18 protein-coding genes and 1 other annotated feature are annotated in these 19,170 nt (G+C 36.2%); all 18 genes read right to left on the bottom strand.

Annotated elements, in window-relative coordinates:
* A partial coding sequence (gene carB / locus ACEWK1_RS04000) for a carbamoyl-phosphate synthase large subunit (RefSeq protein WP_416635738.1) occupies positions 1–2,824 on the bottom strand: 2,824 nt, incomplete at its 3' end.
* Positions 2,824–3,912, bottom strand: coding sequence for a carbamoyl phosphate synthase small subunit (locus ACEWK1_RS03995; RefSeq protein ID WP_212134465.1), 1,089 nt, complete (start codon positions 3,910–3,912; stop codon positions 2,824–2,826). The genes carB and ACEWK1_RS03995, both read right to left, overlap by 1 nt.
* Positions 3,909–5,195, bottom strand: a complete 1,287-nt coding sequence (locus ACEWK1_RS03990; protein WP_212134464.1) for a dihydroorotase — start codon at positions 5,193–5,195, stop codon at positions 3,909–3,911. Before ACEWK1_RS03990 ends, ACEWK1_RS03995 begins: the two co-directional genes overlap by 4 nt.
* Entirely contained in the window at positions 5,179–6,096 is a 918-nt protein-coding gene (locus tag ACEWK1_RS03985; RefSeq protein ID WP_212134462.1) for an aspartate carbamoyltransferase catalytic subunit, read from the bottom strand. Before ACEWK1_RS03985 ends, ACEWK1_RS03990 begins: the two co-directional genes overlap by 17 nt.
* A 174-nt stretch (positions 6,097–6,270) precedes the next feature.
* The gene (locus tag ACEWK1_RS03980; RefSeq protein ID WP_121661340.1) at positions 6,271–7,551 is read right to left on the bottom strand and encodes a solute carrier family 23 protein; all 1,281 of its coding nucleotides are present in this window, start codon (positions 7,549–7,551) and stop codon (positions 6,271–6,273) included.
* 253 nt (positions 7,552–7,804) lie between these two features.
* The gene (gene pyrR, locus ACEWK1_RS03975; RefSeq protein WP_098796220.1) at positions 7,805–8,347 is read right to left on the bottom strand and encodes a bifunctional pyr operon transcriptional regulator/uracil phosphoribosyltransferase PyrR; all 543 of its coding nucleotides are present in this window, start codon (positions 8,345–8,347) and stop codon (positions 7,805–7,807) included.
* A gap of 219 nt (positions 8,348–8,566) precedes the next feature.
* On the bottom strand, positions 8,567–9,481 hold the full coding sequence (locus ACEWK1_RS03970; protein WP_121661339.1) for an RluA family pseudouridine synthase: 915 nt from the start codon (positions 9,479–9,481) through the stop codon (positions 8,567–8,569).
* Positions 9,482–9,949 (bottom strand): signal peptidase II, encoded by a 468-nt coding sequence (lspA, locus tag ACEWK1_RS03965; RefSeq protein WP_121661338.1) that lies wholly within the window; start codon positions 9,947–9,949, stop codon positions 9,482–9,484.
* 172 nt (positions 9,950–10,121) lie between these two features.
* The gene (locus tag ACEWK1_RS03960) at positions 10,122–10,445 is read right to left on the bottom strand and encodes a TraR/DksA family transcriptional regulator (RefSeq protein WP_121664932.1); all 324 of its coding nucleotides are present in this window, start codon (positions 10,443–10,445) and stop codon (positions 10,122–10,124) included.
* A 350-nt stretch (positions 10,446–10,795) separates the two neighbouring features.
* Positions 10,796–13,558 carry an isoleucine--tRNA ligase gene (gene ileS / locus ACEWK1_RS03955; RefSeq protein WP_212134460.1) on the bottom strand — a complete coding sequence of 921 codons (2,763 nt, stop codon included), beginning with the start codon at positions 13,556–13,558 and terminating at the stop codon, positions 10,796–10,798.
* 112 nt (positions 13,559–13,670) lie between these two features.
* Positions 13,671–13,901: a binding site (T-box leader), on the bottom strand.
* 75 nt (positions 13,902–13,976) lie between these two features.
* Entirely contained in the window at positions 13,977–14,483 is a 507-nt protein-coding gene (locus ACEWK1_RS03950) for a DivIVA domain-containing protein (protein WP_121661336.1), read from the bottom strand.
* Positions 14,484–14,631: 148 nt separating this feature from the next.
* Positions 14,632–15,408, bottom strand: coding sequence for an RNA-binding protein (locus tag ACEWK1_RS03945; RefSeq protein ID WP_121661335.1), 777 nt, complete (start codon positions 15,406–15,408; stop codon positions 14,632–14,634).
* Positions 15,409–15,466: 58 nt separating this feature from the next.
* Complete coding sequence (locus ACEWK1_RS03940) at positions 15,467–15,730, bottom strand: YggT family protein (protein WP_098796214.1); 264 nt, start codon at positions 15,728–15,730, stop codon at positions 15,467–15,469.
* Positions 15,731–15,736: 6 nt separating this feature from the next.
* Positions 15,737–16,192, bottom strand: coding sequence for a cell division protein SepF (locus tag ACEWK1_RS03935; RefSeq protein ID WP_121661334.1), 456 nt, complete (start codon positions 16,190–16,192; stop codon positions 15,737–15,739).
* Position 16,193: 1 nt separating this feature from the next.
* A complete protein-coding gene (locus ACEWK1_RS03930; protein WP_121661333.1) occupies positions 16,194–16,880 on the bottom strand; it encodes a YggS family pyridoxal phosphate-dependent enzyme in 687 nt (228 codons plus the stop codon).
* A gap of 2 nt (positions 16,881–16,882) precedes the next feature.
* Positions 16,883–17,719 carry a peptidoglycan editing factor PgeF gene (gene pgeF, locus ACEWK1_RS03925; RefSeq protein WP_180320433.1) on the bottom strand — a complete coding sequence of 279 codons (837 nt, stop codon included), beginning with the start codon at positions 17,717–17,719 and terminating at the stop codon, positions 16,883–16,885.
* Positions 17,720–17,814: 95 nt separating this feature from the next.
* The gene (locus tag ACEWK1_RS03920; protein WP_121661331.1) at positions 17,815–18,096 is read right to left on the bottom strand and encodes a YlmC/YmxH family sporulation protein; all 282 of its coding nucleotides are present in this window, start codon (positions 18,094–18,096) and stop codon (positions 17,815–17,817) included.
* Positions 18,097–18,343: 247 nt separating this feature from the next.
* Positions 18,344–19,165, bottom strand: coding sequence for an RNA polymerase sporulation sigma factor SigG (sigG, locus tag ACEWK1_RS03915; RefSeq protein WP_180320432.1), 822 nt, complete (start codon positions 19,163–19,165; stop codon positions 18,344–18,346).
* Positions 19,166–19,170 lie beyond the last annotated feature (5 nt).

Raw genomic sequence — 19,170 nt, 5'->3', positions numbered from 1 at the left:
CTGTTAATAGGACAGAGCCATGGTTTTTAATCTGAATTCCAGAAGCAACAAGTGCTTTGTAAAGAGCTTTTTCTAGAGTAATATCTTTCCCCATTACTTCCCCTGTTGATTTCATCTCAGGTCCTAATGTGATGTCCACTCGACGTAACTTAGCGAATGAGAAGACAGGAGCTTTTACATACACACCCTCACTTTCTGGATGTAATCCTGTTTCATAGCCAAGTTCCTCAAGTTTTGCACCAAGAATAACCTTTGTTGCTAAATTCGCCATTGGTACTCCTGTTATTTTGCTTAAGAAAGGTACAGTACGACTTGAGCGAGGATTTACTTCTAGTACATAAACCGCTCCTTTTGATAGTACGAATTGGATATTTAGTAATCCAACGATATTTAAACCTTTAGCAAGCTTAATTGTATAATCAATGATACTGTTTTTTATTTCTTCAGATAATGATTGTGGCGGATAAACAGCGATTGAATCTCCTGAGTGAACACCTGCACGTTCAATGTGTTCCATAATACCAGGGATAAGAACTGATTCTCCATCAGAAATTGCATCAACTTCAATTTCTTTACCTGTTAGATATTTATCAATTAATACAGGATGTTGCGGATTGATTTTCACTGCATTATTCATATAGTGTAAAAGCTCAGCCTCTTGGTAAACAATTTCCATTGCACGTCCACCTAGTACATAAGATGGTCTTACTAAAACTGGATAACCGATGTTTTCTGCAATCTTCACAGCCTGGTCTACAGAAGTAGCTGTTTTTCCAAGTGGTTGAGGAATTCCAAGGGTAGCTAAAGTATGTTCAAATTTATCACGATCTTCCGCACGATCTAAATCTTCCAAAGATGTTCCAAGTATTTTTACACCTCGTGCTTGTAACTCATCCGCTAGATTAATAGCCGTTTGTCCACCGAATTGAACAACAACACCTTTTGGTTTTTCTAAATCGATGATATGCATAACATCTTCAATTGTTAATGGTTCAAAATAAAGCTTGTCAGAAATACTGAAATCTGTTGAAACAGTTTCAGGGTTGTTATTTATAATGATTGCTTCATACCCTGCTTCTTTAATTGCCCATACAGAGTGAACCGTTGCATAATCGAACTCAACACCTTGACCGATCCGGATTGGACCTGAACCTAAAACAACAACACTTTCACGCTCAGTTACAATTGATTCGTTTTCGTCTTCGTATGATCCATAGAAGTAAGGTGTTGCAGATTCAAATTCCGCTGCACATGTATCAACCATTTTATAAACTGGGATAATATCTGCTTGTTTTCTTAATTCATATACTTCACGATCATTTGTATTCCAAAGCTTAGCAATCTCAGAATCTGCAAAGCCCATTTCTTTAGCAGTTTGTAAGGTTGTTAATTCATAAGGGTTTTCTTGAAGATTTTTTTCAAATCTAATAATTTTTTCAATCTTCATTAAGAAGAATAAGTCAATTTGGCTCCACTCATGAATGGTTTCCTTCGTAACACCTCTTCTAAGAGCTTCAGCGATATAAAATAGGCGCTCATCACCAGCTTTACGAATACGCTTTTCAATTAGTTCGTCTGTGAATTGTTCAGCATCTTTTAAACGAAGATAATCTACATCAGATTCAAGTGAACGAACTGCTTTTAACAGAGATTCTTCAAGTGTACGACCGATCGCCATAACCTCGCCAGTTGCTTTCATTTGAGTTCCTAAATGGCGGTTTGCAGACTCAAACTTATCAAAAGGCCAGCGTGGGATTTTTGATACGATGTAATCTAATGCTGGCTCGAAGCATGCATAAGTTCTACCTGTAACAGGGTTTTTCATTTCATCTAGTGTTAAACCAACAGCAATTTTCGCTGCTAATTTAGCGATTGGATAACCAGTTGCTTTAGAAGCTAACGCAGATGACCTACTCACACGTGGGTTAACCTCAATAATGTAGTATTTAAAGCTGTCTGGATCAAGTGCTAGCTGAACATTACAGCCACCTTCAATTTTCAATGCACGGATAATCTTTAATGATACGTTTCGTAGCATTTGATATTCACGGTCACTTAACGTTTGACTTGGTGCAAAAACGATTGAGTCACCTGTATGAACACCTACTGGATCAAAATTTTCCATGTTACATACAACAATGGCATGGTCATTTGAGTCACGCATTACTTCATATTCAATTTCTTTAAATCCAGCAATACTTTTTTCAAGAAGACATTGTGTTACAGGGCTGTTTTTTAATCCACTTGTAACAATTTCGATAAGCTCTTCTTCATTTTCACAAATACCTCCACCAGTTCCACCTAATGTATAAGCAGGTCTTACGATAACTGGATATCCGATTTGATTAACGAACGCAAAAGCTTCATCTAAGTTATGAATAATTTCACTTTCAGGTACAGGCTCATTTAATTCATTCATTAATCTTCTGAATAAATCACGATCTTCTGCTTGTTGGATTGCAGAAAGCTTAGTACCTAAAATTTCAACTCCACATTCTTCTAGTACACCTGACTCTGCTAATTGAACGGCCATGTTAAGACCCGTTTGTCCTCCTAAAGTTGGAACAAGGGCATCTGGACGTTCTTTACGAATAATGTTGCTTAAAAATTCAACCGTAAGAGGCTCAATATATACTTTATCTGCAATTTCTGTATCAGTCATAATTGTAGCTGGATTTGAGTTAACAAGAACAACTTCATATCCTTCTTCTTTTAAAGCGATACATGCTTGTGTTCCAGCATAGTCAAATTCTGCTGCTTGACCAATGACGATTGGACCTGAACCGATAACAAGAATTTTATTGATGTCTGTACGTTTTGGCATTATAGAACCCCTTCTTTCTTATTAGCTTCAATCATCAAGTTTAAAAACTGATCAAATAATCCGTTTGCATCCTCCGGTCCTGGTGAAGCTTCCGGATGATATTGGACTGTAAATGCAGGTGCTTGTTTATGTTTTAACCCTTCAACTGTTCCATCATTTAATGCAACATGTGTTACTTCTAAATCTGTTGATTTGATTGATTCTTCTCTTACTGTGTAACCATGGTTTTGAGATGTAATATCTACCTTACCTGTACTTAGTTCTTTAACTGGATGGTTTGACCCTCGGTGTCCAAATTTCATTTTTTCTGTATCAGCACCACATGCTAAAGCAAACAATTGATGTCCTAAGCAAATCCCAAACAATGGAACCTTTCCAAGAATACCTTTAATCATATTAATAGCTTCTGGCACATCTTTTGGATCTCCTGGTCCATTTGAAAGCATAATACCATCTGGGTTTAATTGTAAAACTTCCTCAGCTGTCACATTATGAGGTACAACAACAATGTCACAGTTACGTTTATTTAATTCTCTTAAAATACCATGCTTCATTCCAAAATCCACTAACACTACACGATGTCCTCTGCCTGGGCTTGGGTATGCTGTTTTTGTTGAAACAACTTGTACTTGATCTGTAGGAAGTTGTGTTCCTTTTAGCTTGCTAATGACTTCTTCTGGATTTGCATCAGCAGAGCAAATTGCTCCTTTTAATGTACCGTGCATACGAATAATTCTTGTAAGCTTGCGAGTATCAACGCCTGAGATTCCAGGAATGTTTTTCATTTTAAAATACTCATCAATTGTATATTCACTTCTCCAGTTAGAAGGATAGTCACAGAATTCCTTTACAACAAATCCGTTTATAAATGGCGTAATCGTTTCGAAATCATCTCTGTTAATACCGTAGTTTCCGATTAAAGGATAAGTTAAAGTGACGATTTGTCCACAATATGATGGATCTGAGAGGATTTCTTGATATCCTGTCATCCCTGTGTTAAATACTACTTCTCCGAAATTTTCCTTGTCACTTCCAAATGCCTCACCCAAAAATACTGTTCCATCTTCTAAGATTAGTTGTCTTTTCATACTGTGACGCCTCCCTTTTCCCATACAATGTTTCCATCTACGATTGTTGCCGTTGGCCAACCTTTGCAAGTCCAACCAGTGAATGGTGTATTTTTGCCTTTTGATAAAAATTCACTTGGGTTAATTGATGATTCAGTTTCCAACTCTACCACAGTAATATCAGCAGCAGCTCCAACTTCAAGCACTCCTTCAGATAATCCAAATGCTCTTGCAGGCTGAATTGTCAAGAAATCAACAAGTTGCTTTAGTGTAAATTTCTTCGTTAGTACGAAATGTGTATATAGTAATGGAAATGCTGTTTCTAATCCCACAATTCCAAATGGTGCTAACTGCATACCTTCTGCTTTTTCTTCTGCTGCATGTGGCGCATGGTCTGTTGCAATAAAATCAATTGTTCCATCTAATAATCCTTCTATTAAAGCTTCTTGATCTGCTTTCCCTCTTAGAGGAGGGTTCATTTTAAAATTCGGATCAAGGCCTGGAATGTCATCCTCACATAATAATAAGTGATGTGGTGTTACTTCAGCTGTTACATTTATCCCAGCACGTTTTGCATCTCTTACTACACGTACAGACTCTTTTGTACTGATATGACACACATGATAGTGACAGCCTGCAGCTTCTGCTAGAAGGATATCCCTCGCGATATGTACTGACTCACATACAGAAGGAATTCCATTAATACCATGTTTTCTAGAAAATTCACCTTCATGTACTGAACCTTTGTTTATTAATGTATTTTCTTCACAGTGCGCCACAATTGTTGCACCAATAGAAGCTGCCTGTTTCATTGCTTCTAACATTTTGCCAGCAGATTGTACACCAACACCATCATCAGTGAAGGCAAATGCACCTGCGTTTTTTAATCCTTCAAAGTCTGTTAATTCTTCACCTAACTGTCTTGTTGTAATCGAAGCATATGGAAGAACTTTCACAACCGCTGTTTCCTTTATTCGATTTTGCAACCATTCCATTTGCTCTTTGGTGTCAGGAACTGGTCGAGTGTTTGGCATTGGAGCTATTGTTGTAAATCCACCTTTTGCTGCACTTTGTGTACCTGTTTCAATTGTTTCTTTGTGCTCGCCACCTGGCTCTCTTAAATGGACGTGAAGGTCAATAAAACCTGCTGAAATCAAATTTCCATCAACTGAAATGATTTCACATCCGTCAGTAGAAAGATTTTCTCCAATCTCAATTATCTTTCCGTCCTTCACCTTCACATCAGACTTTTTCAACTCACCAAGCTCATCTAAAATTAATCCATTTTTAAGAATAAATAACATGTTTCATTACCTCCTGATTTTGCTCAATTTGTTGTAAAGCTCTCTTTAAAACTGCCATTCTAGCAAACACACCATTTTCCATTTGTTTGAAAATTCTAGAGCGTTCGCATTCTATCAAATCACCATCAATTTCAACACCACGATTTACTGGTGCTGGATGCATGATAATTGCATGTTGTTTCATTTGTTTTTCTCTTTCTTTTGTTAAACCATATTGCTGCAAATAATCTTGTGCTGAATCTTTTTCTTCATGGCGTTCATGCTGTATACGTAGGAGCATTACAACATCTGACTGTTGGATTGCTTCGTCAACTTCGACATATTCTCCATATGTGTTTAATGGGTCTTGCCATTTAGCAGGTCCTGAAAATAACACTCTTGCTCCAAGCCTTGTTAACACTTCCGCATTTGACCTTGCAACACGACTGTGTCTAATATCACCATGTATTGAGATTGTCAAATCTTTAAACTGTCCAAACTCTTGTTTAATTGTTAGTAGATCAAGTAATGATTGGGTAGGATGATGACCACAACCATCTCCTGCATTAATGACTGGTATCGATACCTTTCCGACCAAATCATCAAAAAAGTGATCTTGTTGATGCCTAATGACTACTGCATTTGCCCCAATTGACTCAAGTGTTTTAACCGTATCATATAAAGTTTCACCTTTTTGTACACTAGAATGTTCTGCTGTAAAATTTAAGACTTGAAGCCCTAACTTCTTTTCAGCTACTTCAAAGCTGAATCTTGTTCTTGTACTTGGCTCAAAAAACAAATTTGAGACAAACACTGTATCTAGAGCCTTCCAGCCATGCCCTGATTTATATTGCTCTGCATCCTCTAAAATTGAGTGAATTTCTTCATTTGTAAGCTGGTTCATAGTTAATAGATTTGACATGCCCAACCACTCCTATAATCTTGTTTTAATAAGTCTTTTTTATAGAAAAACACCCTGATTTACTAAATCAGGGTGTTTGAAGGTAGAGCAAATGAAGGTATAGCAATACCTTTGTTTGCCTTACACCCTTTTAAGCCTCTCTGGACTTTTCTTTAAAAGATCTAAGCCATTTTCTTATGCCGTTTCATTATTAATTGATTCGTCCTTATCATAAGGTAGAACTAAATTTAATACAATACCAATTATTGCTGCTAATGCCATCCCATGAAGGTCGAAATTTCCAATCTTAAGCGTTGCTTCTCCAATTCCTATTACTAATATAACAGATGCTATAATTAAATTTCGTTTATTTCCAAGATCAAGTTTGCTGTCTATCATCATACGCAATCCAGATGATGCGATGATACCAAATAGTAGAATGGATACTCCACCCATAACAGGTGTCGGGATTGAACTGATGAATGCTGATATCTTCCCAATAAATCCAAACAGAATGGCTAATACTGCAGCTCCTGCGATAACAAACACACTGTAAACTCTTGTAATTGCCAGAACACCAATGTTTTCACCATATGTTGTGTTCGGTGGTCCCCCGATTAAAGCAGCGATCATAGTAGCTACACCATCACCTAAAATCGAGCGATGTAAACCTGGTTTTTCAATATAATCTCTTCCTACTACTTTTCCTAAAACTAGTTGGTGTCCAATATGTTCAGAGATCGTCACGACAACAACAGGTACCATAAGTAATACAATATCAAGTGTTATTGAAGGAGTGTAGTTTACAAAAGGTATAACAAAGTTTGGTACTTGAATCCAATTTGCTGCTATTACATTTGAAAAATCAATAATTCCAATCGCTAGTGAGTAGAAGTACCCACCTGCAATACCAATGAGTACTGGAATTAAGTTGAAAAATCCTTTTAGGAAGATTGAACACAAAATTGTAATTAGCAATGTTACCAACGCAACCGAGAAGTGCTTTAAGCTATAATCACCTGCAGGGTTATTTGTCGCCATACCTACCGCAGTTGCTGCTAATCCCAAGCCAATAACGATAATGACAGGTCCTACAACTACCGGCGGAAGAATTTTCATTATCCATTTATGACCTGTACCTTTGATAATTAAAGCGATAATCCCGTACACGAGACCAGCTAAAAAGCTCCCCACCATCGCAGCCCCTACACCTGCTGTTGATTTCGCCACAATGATTGGTGTAATGAATGCGAAGGATGATCCTAAATACGCTGGTACTTGACCTTTTGTAATGAGTAAGAATGCAATAGTTCCTAATCCACTTGAGATTAGTGCCACAGCTGGGTCTAGCTCTACTAAAAATGGTACTAGAATTGTTGCGCCAAACATGGCAAATAAATGTTGAAAACTAAGTGCAAGCCAGGTCATTGGTTTTGGTGTATCTTTTACGTCTAAAACAATTTGATCTTCTTTCATGTTAGGTCCTCCAATATGCATCATTCTTGTTAGTTATAATGTGTGAAAGAATCGTAATTTTATTATTATAGCGGTAATCTTTGAATTGTGTTTTTCGACCATTCACTCATGTAACACTTTTTATGTCCATAAAAAAACCTCTTTGCTTACTGAGGCAAAGAGGTACAAAGAGGCGAGCAATCATTATTAAACGACCACCTTCCAATGTGCGCCCCTTTGCAGCCTCTCTGGACTGTTCTTAAAAGGGTTTTATTTAATTTTCGTGAATAGTTACTTGATCTTTTTTATCAGCTTCATTTAATTCAACGACAATCTTTTCTGAGCTCGATGTTGGAATGTTTTTCCCTACATAATCTGCTCTTATCGGCAGTTCACGGTGTCCTCTGTCAACTAATACAGCTAGTTGAATATTTGCAGGTCTCCCAATATCAACGAGTGCATCCATCGCAGCTCTAACAGTTCTTCCAGTGTATAATACATCGTCAACCAAAATCACTTTTTGATTTGTTACATCTACAGGGATATCAGAACCTTTTACAAGCGGTTCTAGATCTTCTGTTTTCTTCGTAAGATCATCACGATATAGTGTTATATCCAGTTCACCAATTGCGATTTTTTTACCTTCTATTTGTTCAATACGTTCGGCAAGTCGGTTCGCAAGATAAATCCCTCTTGTTTTAATGCCAACTAAAATACTGTCTTCAATCCCTTTGTTTCTCTCAATAATTTCATGAGCAATTCTTGTTAATGCCCGACGAATTGCTTGTTCATCTAATAAAACTGCTTTTTGAGACATTTTATAATCTCCTTTCGTTTCTCCACATCTAGAAATTCAAAATATAACCTTGAAAAACGAAAAACCCTCTCACCGATTTTGTGAGAGGGTTCACGAAGACATAGCTAGACTAAGCCAATATAGACTATGGTCTTTATCCGTTTTCCTTCTCAGCCTCACGGGACTGTGTTAAAGGTTCTTATTAAGTTAATTACATTATGACAAACATGTAGAAATGTGTCAATGATTATTTTTAATACTATTTAAAACTTCTTCAAACTCATTAGGTAACGGAGCTTCAAACTCAAGATATTCTTTAGTTCGAGGGTGTTCAAATCCTAGTATACCTGCATGAAGTGCTTGTCCATTTATGTCGAGTGTTTTTTTCGGCCCGTATTTCGGATCACCAACTAACGGAAAGCCTATATACTTCATATGAACACGAATTTGATGGGTTCTTCCAGTTTCAAGCTGACATTCTATAAACGTAAAGTTATCAAATCTCTCTAACACATGAAAATGTGTGACTGCTTCTTTACTGCTAACATTTGTTACCGTCATACTCTGACGATCTGTTTTATCACGTCCAATTGGTGCATTGATTGTTCCGTGATCATGTTGAATACTACCATGTACAATTGCTTTATATCGTCTTGTTACTGTTTTGTCTACAAGCTGCTGAACTAGAGATTCATGGGCCATATCGTTCTTAGCAACCATTAATAATCCGGAAGTGTCTTTATCGATTCGATGGACAATCCCAGGCCTTAAAACGCCATTGATCCCTGAAAGATCCTTGCAATGTGCCATTAACCCGTTAACAAGTGTACCATTCATATGACCAGGTGCTGGATGAACAACCATTCCTTTTGGTTTATTAACAACTAACACATCTTGATCCTCATAATATATATCAAGATCCATTTCTTCGGCTACAACATCAAGAGGTTCTGGTTCAGGTATTTCTATAACAACTTTATCATTCACTTGACATTTGTAATTCGTCTTAATGGCCTTATCATTTACCTTCACCAAACCATCTTTTATCCAAATTTGAACTTGTGTTCTTGACCACTCTTCGTTTGAAGTAGACAAAAACTTATCAATCCGTTCATTTTTATGTTCTTCACTAACTTGTAATTCAACGATGTCCATTTATGCTTGCTCCTTCTCTTGTTTCCCTTCAAAAAACAACATATGAATAAATAATAAAGCTACCCCAATACAAAGAGCAGAATCTGCTATATTGAAAATTGGGAAGTCATAAGAAAAAATGTATGTATTAATAAAATCGACAACTTCCTTCCGAAATAAACGGTCAATGAAATTACCAATTGCACCACCTAGCATAAAGCCAAGTGCTACACCCATTACCTTATTTTCCTTCGTATGTTTTTGAATATAATAAATTAACCCGACTATAACAACAGCCGTTATAATATAGAAAAACCACATTTGTCCTTCCAAAATGCCCCAGGCTGCTCCACGGTTTCGATGGGATGTTATGTAGAAGAAATTTTCAATAACAGTAATATTCTCACCAATTTGCATGTTTCTTACGATTAACCACTTCGTGACTTGGTCAATTAAAATAATGACTGCAGCAATTATGTAATAATACACGTTCTTCCCCCAACTTTCTAATGTCTATTTTCGGGTTTATCCTAAGAAATTGTACCATACTCGGAACAAAAGCGTAAGTTATTAGGAAAAGTATAGCTTGGATAAAACAATTTATTCATTATAACGGCCCAAATTACAAAATAATTTGGGCCGTAACAATAGTCAATGATGATCAGAAATCACTGCCTGTGATATAAGTTTCTTCATGAGTATAGTCGTGTTGAGGGAGAGATTTTCGTTCAAATAATTCCTGGAAAAAGAAATCGTATTTTGTTCTAGCTGTTGGGAGTATCCTTAATTTTTCAAAAGGAATTTCTTCACCGGTTTCTTCACAATACCCGTAAAGTCCTTTATCAATTTTCATTAAGGCACGTTCTACATCTTGAAGTTCCTCTTTAATATGATGCATTAATGTATGACTTTTATGATAATCTTCGTCTAAAGTCATATCAAACAAACTGTGATCAAATAATCTAGCTCGCAGTTCTTCTCTCATCAATTGTAATTCGTAACGAATACCAGAAAATTTATTCAAGATGGACAACTCCTTATCCTTCTCATGATGTTAACATTAGTTTTGCCCGAAAAATCCATTGCTCACCCTGATAAGAATTTTCCTGTGATTGTAATGGCTGCTAACTTTGTTAACTTTCTTTCCATTTGTCTGAATGAGTATTTTTTACCCATGAATTTACTCTTTAAAACCTTTTTCTGTGAAATTGGGCTATATACTGCAAGATATAGTCTGTAGGCTATACTTATTTGGATTTTACATAGTTATGTACAAAAGAAAAAGAGCCTATTCTTTAATATAAACACATTAAAGAAATAGGCCCTTGTTAAAACTTAATAATGTTCCTTCACAATTGAAGCACATCGCTGACATAGTGTTGGATGTTCTTCAACCTGACCAACTTCTGGTGTAACGATCCAACAACGATCACATGTTTCACCTTCTGCCGGTGTTATTACAATTTTTACTGTGTCAAAGACCTGAGCATTTTCAGGAGCATCGTCAAAATCTCCAGCAATAGTAAAGCCTGAAACGATAAATAATTGCTTTAAGTCTTCATCAACTGAATTAAGTAATGCTCTTGATTCCGAATTTGGATAAAGAGCAATACTTGCTGTTAACGACTTTCCGATTACTTTCTCATTACGAGCCACTTCTAATGCTTTTAAAACATCATCACGTAATGTCATAAATGCATCCCATTTTTTCTCAAGTTCATCTGATTGTTCATATTCTTTTACTTCCGGCATGTCAACAAGCTGCACACTCTCTTCTGTTACAGAGTCAATGTGCTCCCAAACTTCATCAGCTGTGTGAGGAAGAATTGGTGTTACTAATTTAACAAGTGATAATAATGTTTCGTGAAGTACCGTCTGAATTGCACGACGTTCCTGATTTTCTGATGACTCAATATAAAGTACATCTTTTGCAAAATCTAAATAGAATGAGCTTAGTTCAATCGTACAGAAATTATGAACGGCATGATAAATCGCCGCAAATTCATATTGTTCATAAGCTTCTTTTACTCGTTTTGTTAGCTTATTAAGTTTAACAAGCATATATCGATCTACATCTCTAAGGTTCTCTAAGCTAACCGAATCAGTTGCTGGGTTAAAATCACTTAAGTTACCTAATAGGAAACGGAATGTATTACGAATTTTACGGTAAACCTCAGCAACTTGTTTTAAAATCGCGTCAGAAACACGAACATCTGCTTGATAATCAACTGAAGCAACCCATAAACGAAGAATATCTCCACCTAACTGGTTCATAACTTTAGCAGGTACAACAGTATTCCCTAAAGATTTACTCATTTTACGCCCTTCACCATCAAGAGCAAAACCATGACTTAGGACACCTTTATATGGAGCTTTGCCCGTCACAGCAACTGCCGTTGATAAAGAAGAGTTAAACCAACCACGATACTGGTCAGATCCTTCTAAATACAAGTCTGCTGGTCTTTGGAGATCTTCTCTTTCTAAAAGTACCGCTTGGTGGGAAGATCCTGAATCAAACCAAACATCCATAATATCATTTTCTTTTGTAAACTTACCATTAGGGCTTCCTTCATGTGTAAAGCCATCTGGTAAAAGGTCTTTTGCTTCGCGTTCAAACCAAATATTAGAACCATAATCACGGAATAAGTTTGACACATGCTCAATTGTTTCATCCGTAATGATCGGTTCACCATTTTCAGCGTAAAACACAGGAATTGGGACACCCCATGCTCGTTGACGGGAAATGCACCAATCTCCACGATCACGAACCATGTTGTAAAGACGAGTTTCCCCCCATGCTGGGACCCATTTTGTATCATTAACAGCTTTTAAAAGATCTTCACGGAAATCTTTGATTGATGCAAACCATTGAGCAGTAGCACGGAATATTGTTGGCTTTTTCGTTCTCCAATCATGTGGATAAGAGTGTGTAATGAATTGAAGTTTCAATAATGCGCCTACTTCTTGAAGTTTTTCAGTGATCGGCTTATTTGCTTCATCATAGAATAACCCCTCAAACCCTGGTGCCTCTTTTGTCATATATCCTTTTTCATCAACTGGACATAATACATCTAACCCGTATTGTTGTCCGACGATAAAGTCATCTTCTCCATGACCAGGTGCAGTGTGAACACAACCTGTTCCTCCATCACTTGTAACATGCTCACCTAACATAACAAGTGATTCTCTGTCATAGATTGGATGTTTTGCCGTTACACGGTCTAATTCAACACCTTTTAACGTGCGGTCAATTTCATAACTCTCCCAACCAATAGTTGTTGCAACAGATTCTACTAGATCAGACGCAACAACATACTTTTCACCATCAACAGCTACAACACTATATTCTAACTCTGGATGTACCGAAATTCCTAAATTTGCTGGCATTGTCCAAGGAGTTGTTGTCCAAATGATAATTTTTTCATCATGTGATAATACGCCTTTTCCATCTTTTACAGGGAAGGCAACATAAATAGATGGAGAGCGTTTGTCTTGATATTCAATTTCTGCTTCAGCAAGTGCTGATTCACTTGATGGTGACCAATATACAGGTTTTAATCCTTTGTAAATATAACCTTTTTTCGCCATCTCACCAAAAACTTTAATTTGCTGTGCTTCATATTCAGGCTGCAGTGTTACATATGGGTTTTCCCAATCCCCACGTACCCCTAAGCGTTTAAACTGCTCACGTTGACCATTAATTTGTTCCCAAGCGTATTCCTCACAAAGCTTACGAAATTCGGCAACAGACATCTCTTTTCTTTTTACTTTTTTATTTTTTGTAAGAGCTGTCTCAATTGGTAAACCATGAGTATCCCAGCCCGGAACATAAGGTGCACAATACCCACTCATAGATTTAAAACGAACAATAAAATCTTTTAAGATTTTATTTAATGCATGCCCCATATGAATGTCTCCATTTGCATAAGGTGGTCCATCATGTAAAATAAACAGCGGACGATCTTTTGTTCGTTCTTGTACCATTTCATAAATATTCATTTTAGCCCATTTTTCTTGCATTAACGGCTCTCTGTTAGGTAGGTTTCCACGCATTGGAAACTCAGTTTTCGGCATCAGAAGGGTATCTTTGTATTCCATCACTAATTCCTCCAGTTATTTTAATAGCTCTTTTTTTCATGTAATTGTTCATCAAAATAAGTAAATGTTTTAAAAATTCTATCTAATACAACACAAAAAACCTTCTCATCCCACAAGGGACGAGAAGGTTTTCTCGCGGTACCACCCTACTAGATTAAATACACTACTTTAATCCACTCTAGTATTCGTAACGTGAATATACGCCACAGCTTACTAATGGTAACATGTTCAGCCTGGAACTCAAGGGTGATATTCATCTTTTATCTTTATGTCGAGCTTACACCATCCTCGATTCGCTAATATAAAGAACATAAAAGACTACTGTCCCTATCACAGTTATATATAGTATTTGTATTATTAGAGCAAAAACATATCTATGTTTTCGTATTATATGCGATTGAAATTAAAAAAGTCAAGTTTAACTTTTGGATTCTTCCGTTTCTCCAAAAATAGGCTCAACCTCATATTCTAATAAATGATCCCAATCATCATTTTTAAGCAGGTCAAGCTGTGCCTCTATAAGCATTTGGAAACGAGTTCTGAATACTTTTGACTGTTTTTTCAGCTCTTCAATCTCCATAGCAATCTTTCTTGATTTAGCTAAAGATTCATTAATAATTCGATCTGCGTTTTTTTCCGCCTCTTTAATAATTAACTTTGATTCTTTCTGAGCATTCCGCTTCACTTCTTCTGCTGCTTCTTGTGCTATAATGATCGATTTATTCAATGTCTCTTCAATATTAGTAAAGTGACCTAGTTTCTCTGTTAGTTCTGTAACACGAGACTCAAGCTCTTTCTTTTCTCGTATAATCATTTCATAATCTTTGATAACCTGATCTAAAAACTCGTTAACTTCATCTTCATCATATCCACGAAACCCTTTATTAAATTCCTTATTATGGATATCTAACGGTGTTAAAGGCACGGGTGCCACCTCCAATATGTAGTGAAATAGTTAATCCTTGTCAACATTATAAATCATATTTCGACAGGTTTGTTGAAATTCCTGTTTTTTCTTAAAATAATTTTACGTTACAATATTTTCTATAACTACTAAAACTATTTCGGGTCATTTATTTTTGCTTATGAATGATCACTCTGAATCGGTCTTTTTTTGTTTTTCCTTCCATTGAAACGAGTTTACTCCTTCCAAAACCTCTGACTGAGAGAGTATCGCCTTCCCGGCATTCAAAAGAGACCGAATCTACTGTTTTCCAATTTACTTTTACGAGTCCATTTGTAATTAACGGTTGAATCTTTTGTCGTGAAATAGTATAAATAGCTGAACAAACTACATCTAGCCTAAGAGAAGATACAGTTGTTACTATTTCCTGTACATCTTCAACATGAGGTATAAGTTTTTCTACATTCATTTCTTTGAGAGTAACCTTGGCTCGCCCAATTTCATGGAAATTCGCACGTAAATAATCGGCTATTTCACTTGCACACACAAATTGAACAACTTCTTCGTAAAATCGTATATCCCCAAATTTAGATCTCTTTAAACCTAAACTCATTAAAGAACCTAATACTTGTCTATGTTGTAAAGAGATAAATTTACTTGCATAATGAATCTCAAAAAGTGCTAACTGAAAATCCTCTTCAAGTGGCTGATAATAATCCGGATAAATAAAAGCTCTTTTTCTTTCCGTATCCTGAACACCACCAGAAAACATCACCTTTACATCCAGATTTTCGCCTACAACTGATGCTACAATCTCTTGCTCGCGAGGATCTAAAAAATCAGTAAGCTTTGGGCTATATTGATTTAATACAGTATCCTTCCACTCTAAAACTTGATCAATAAATTGTCTTTCTTCATTGCGAAAATGTTGATATATATGATCCATAACCCCACTCCAATATATTTCTTTACCTAAATGAAAAAGAGGGACTACTTATAGTCCCTTAGCCAATCATTCTAAAGATCGAAGCAATTCCATATTGAGCAAATCGTAGAGCTAAAATTGCGACAATCGGCGAAATATCAATCATACCAAGTGGGGGAATGAATTTCCGAAAGGGCTCAAGGTATGGTTCACAAATTTTCGCTAAAAATTGCCCGAAACCTGATTCCCTTGCTCCTGGGAACCAAGATAGTAATATGTAAACAATTAGCGCGTAAGAATAAAAAGTAATTAATGTTGAGAGTAAACTAAATAATATACCCATGTTTGTCTACCACCTTTGATGATCATCTTCTGTTACTAATTCAGATATGGAGCCTGAAACATCAACATTATCAGGAGTACATAAAAAAATGTTCATTCCAATTCGCTGAATATCTCCACCTATTGCGTAAACCGTACCACTCAAAAAATCAACAATTCTTTTCGCCTGATCTCTTTGTATACTTTGAAGATTAACAACCACCGCACGGCGATTCTTCAAATGATCTGCAACTTCTTGAGCTTCAGCATACACTCTTGGTTCACTTAAAACAACTTTAGAGGATTTTTGAATACTTTGCAAACTCACCACATTTTGCTTTGCTGGTTGAGATTGATGTTTAGCTGCCAAAGGTTGTTGTTGTTGATGTGTTTCATACTCTTCATCATAACCCTCATTTTCATCATATTCATATTCTTCATCTTCTAATGCGAAAAAACTTTTAAATCTATTTTTAATTGACATCTTATACACCTCCAATTTCATTTCCGACGAGAGAAGTGCCAATTCTAATAAAAGTAGCACCTTCTTCAATCGCTATTTCATAATCATTAGACATACCCATTGATAATTCCAAACAAGGTGCCGATGGGAGTTGTAATGCTTGTACATCTTGCTGAAGCTGTTTTAATCGTTTAAAACAGCCTCGAATAACATCATGATCTTCAGTGAATGGTGCCATTGTCATTAATCCAACAATCTTAATGTTAGGATACTCCGATAATGTTTGAATAAATTTCACAACATCTTCTGGTGAACAACCATGCTTAGCTTCTTCACCGGAAACATTAACTTGAACAAAGCATTTAATAGGTTTTTGAGCACGCTTATCAATTTCTTTTGCTAATGAAAGACGATCTAACGAATGAATATAGTCAACTTTATTGATGATATTCTTCACCTTACGTGTTTGCAATGAACCGATAAAGTGCCAAATAGGACCTTCTCCTATATTTTCTATTTTTTCAATAAGACCTTCATCTCTGTTTTCCCCTAAATGTTTTACTCCAGCAGCAAGGGCTTCCTTTGCACGTTGAACACTTACATACTTTGTTACAGCAACTACATGAACTTCATTTGCATTTCTACCTACTTGTTCACATGTTTTTTCAATTGTACTACGTATATTACGGTAATTTTCCTGCACGTTCATTTCTACAGGTGAGCCTCCTCATTTATTCCAATAAAGCTTAACATCCTGCCTGTTTTTCCTTTGTCACGACGATGAGAAAAAAACAGTCCACTTTCACAACTTGTACATAAATCGGATGTTATAATATTTTCATCCGGTATACCTGCACTCAGAAGATAGTATTTATTAAGTAGAGGGAGGTTTAATTTGTATTGCCCTTCTGATACAGTGTCATAAGGCAATGGGTAATCTTCTAAAATATTCTTATCTATTGAGGATATCACTTTTTCGTCAACAATATAACAACAATCATTAATTGCTGGACCAATAGCAACTTTAATATCCTTTAGGTTAACTCCCTCGTCTTTATTCCACTTTATGATCATTTCTCCAGCAATATTCTTTACTGTCCCTTTCCAGCCAGCATGAGCAAGGCCAATTAATGAATGTTCGGGAGCAATAAAGTATAAAGGCACACAATCTGCAAAACACAGAGATAGCATGATTCCCTTTTCAGAAGTGTAAATACCGTCAGACCCAGTTAATCCATCTGCATATACACTTATTCCTTTTCCTTTGCTCTCTTTTGTCACTTTCTTTATAACATTAGAATGAACTTGTTCTGCAAAAACCCAGTTATCTAATGAAAATCCTAGAGCCTTTGCAAGCTGATCTCTGTTCTTTATAACAATTTCGTTTTGGTCGTTAACGTGAAGACCTAGGTTTAAAGAGGAAAATTCTTCAACACTATTACCACCGTTTTTGGTTGTAAACCCAACTGAAAGACCATTTATTAAACCATCCCAGGCACTGACTGACAAATACGTTTTATCCTCTAACTGAAAAGAGTTTGCTGTCATCATTGTTTCAACCCTTTTATATTCGACATTAATTTGGTTCTAACGCTCTTTATTTTACCACATATTACCCGTTACGTTTAGCTTTCAGTGACAATTTATTCATCTTGAAGCTCAATTTGTCGATTCATTCTCACTAAAATAACATCTTCACCTATTTTTACTATATTTCGCCATGGAATGACGAATTCCTCGTCTTTTCCAAAAAAACCAAGCATTCTTCCTTGACCATTTATAATGATGGCTTGAATTTTTCCTGTTGTAACATTAATATCAAAATCTCCAATGTTACCCATCTTTTTTCCATCAGAAACATTCACAACATCTTTTGTTTGGAACTCAGATATATTCATTAACTTACCTCCATTATTCAAATTCATTATCTTTTAACTTATTACTGTATACATTTATAAGAAATCCTCTATTACATATCTATGTAGCTTATAGCATAAACTATTCAATTCGTTCAGATTTTTTTATGTCATACTTAAAGATAGGTATTTTACAGCTTGTTGTTGAAGTGAAGGGTAAGATTCCTGCTTATGGGTAGTGAAGGAAGTATACGGACTTTACAAGATGAGTCAGCTAACAACGTACAAAATAAAAAGACTGCTCAAAAGAGCAGCCTTAATTTTGGATATTTTTATTCATTTGTTTAATTGCAGCTTTTTCTAGACGAGAAACTTGTGCTTGAGAAATCCCTATCTCTTCTGCGACTTCCATTTGAGTTTTGCCTTGGAAAAATCTCTTGCGTAGAATTAGCTTTTCTCGACTGTTAAGGCGTCTCATACCTTCTTTTAATGCTAATTCTTCAATCCATTGAATATCACGATTTTTTTCATCACTTAGCTGATCCATGACAAAAATTGGGTCTCCCCCATCATTGTAGATAGGCTCAAAAAGTGAAACCGGGTCTTGAATAGCATCGAGTGCAAATACAATTTCCTCATGTGGGACATCAAGTACTTTTGATATTTCCTCTGCGGTTGGCTCCCGGGAGGTTTCACTCATTAAACGTTCTCTTACTTGTAGTGCTTTGTAAGCGATGTCTCTTAAAGAACGGGAGACACGGATTGGGTTATTATCTCTTAAGTATCTTCGGATTTCTCCGATAATCATTGGTACAGCATATGTTGAAAATTTGACGTTCTGGCCTAAGTCAAAATTATCGATTGATTTCATTAATCCTATACAGCCAACTTGAAACAAATCGTCAACAAATTCTCCTCGGTTGTTAAATCGCTGGATTACACTAAGTACCAATCTTAAGTTGCCATTTACCAGCTCTTCTCTTGCTGATATGTCTCCGTTTTGCATTCGCTTAAATAGCTCTCTCATTTTCTCATTCTTAAGAACTGGAAGTTTAGAGGTATCTACTCCACAAATTTCAACTTTATTTCTTGTCACATCTTTCCCTCCTAACAGGAGTTGCTGTACAGTGTTAAGTATCTCCT

It is taken from the genome of Metabacillus sp. YM-086 (genome assembly GCF_048059995.1).
In the GTDB taxonomy this organism is placed as follows: Bacteria; Bacillota; Bacilli; order Bacillales; family Bacillaceae; genus Metabacillus; species Metabacillus litoralis_B.
This window is presented reverse-complemented; position numbering and strand designations above follow the sequence as displayed.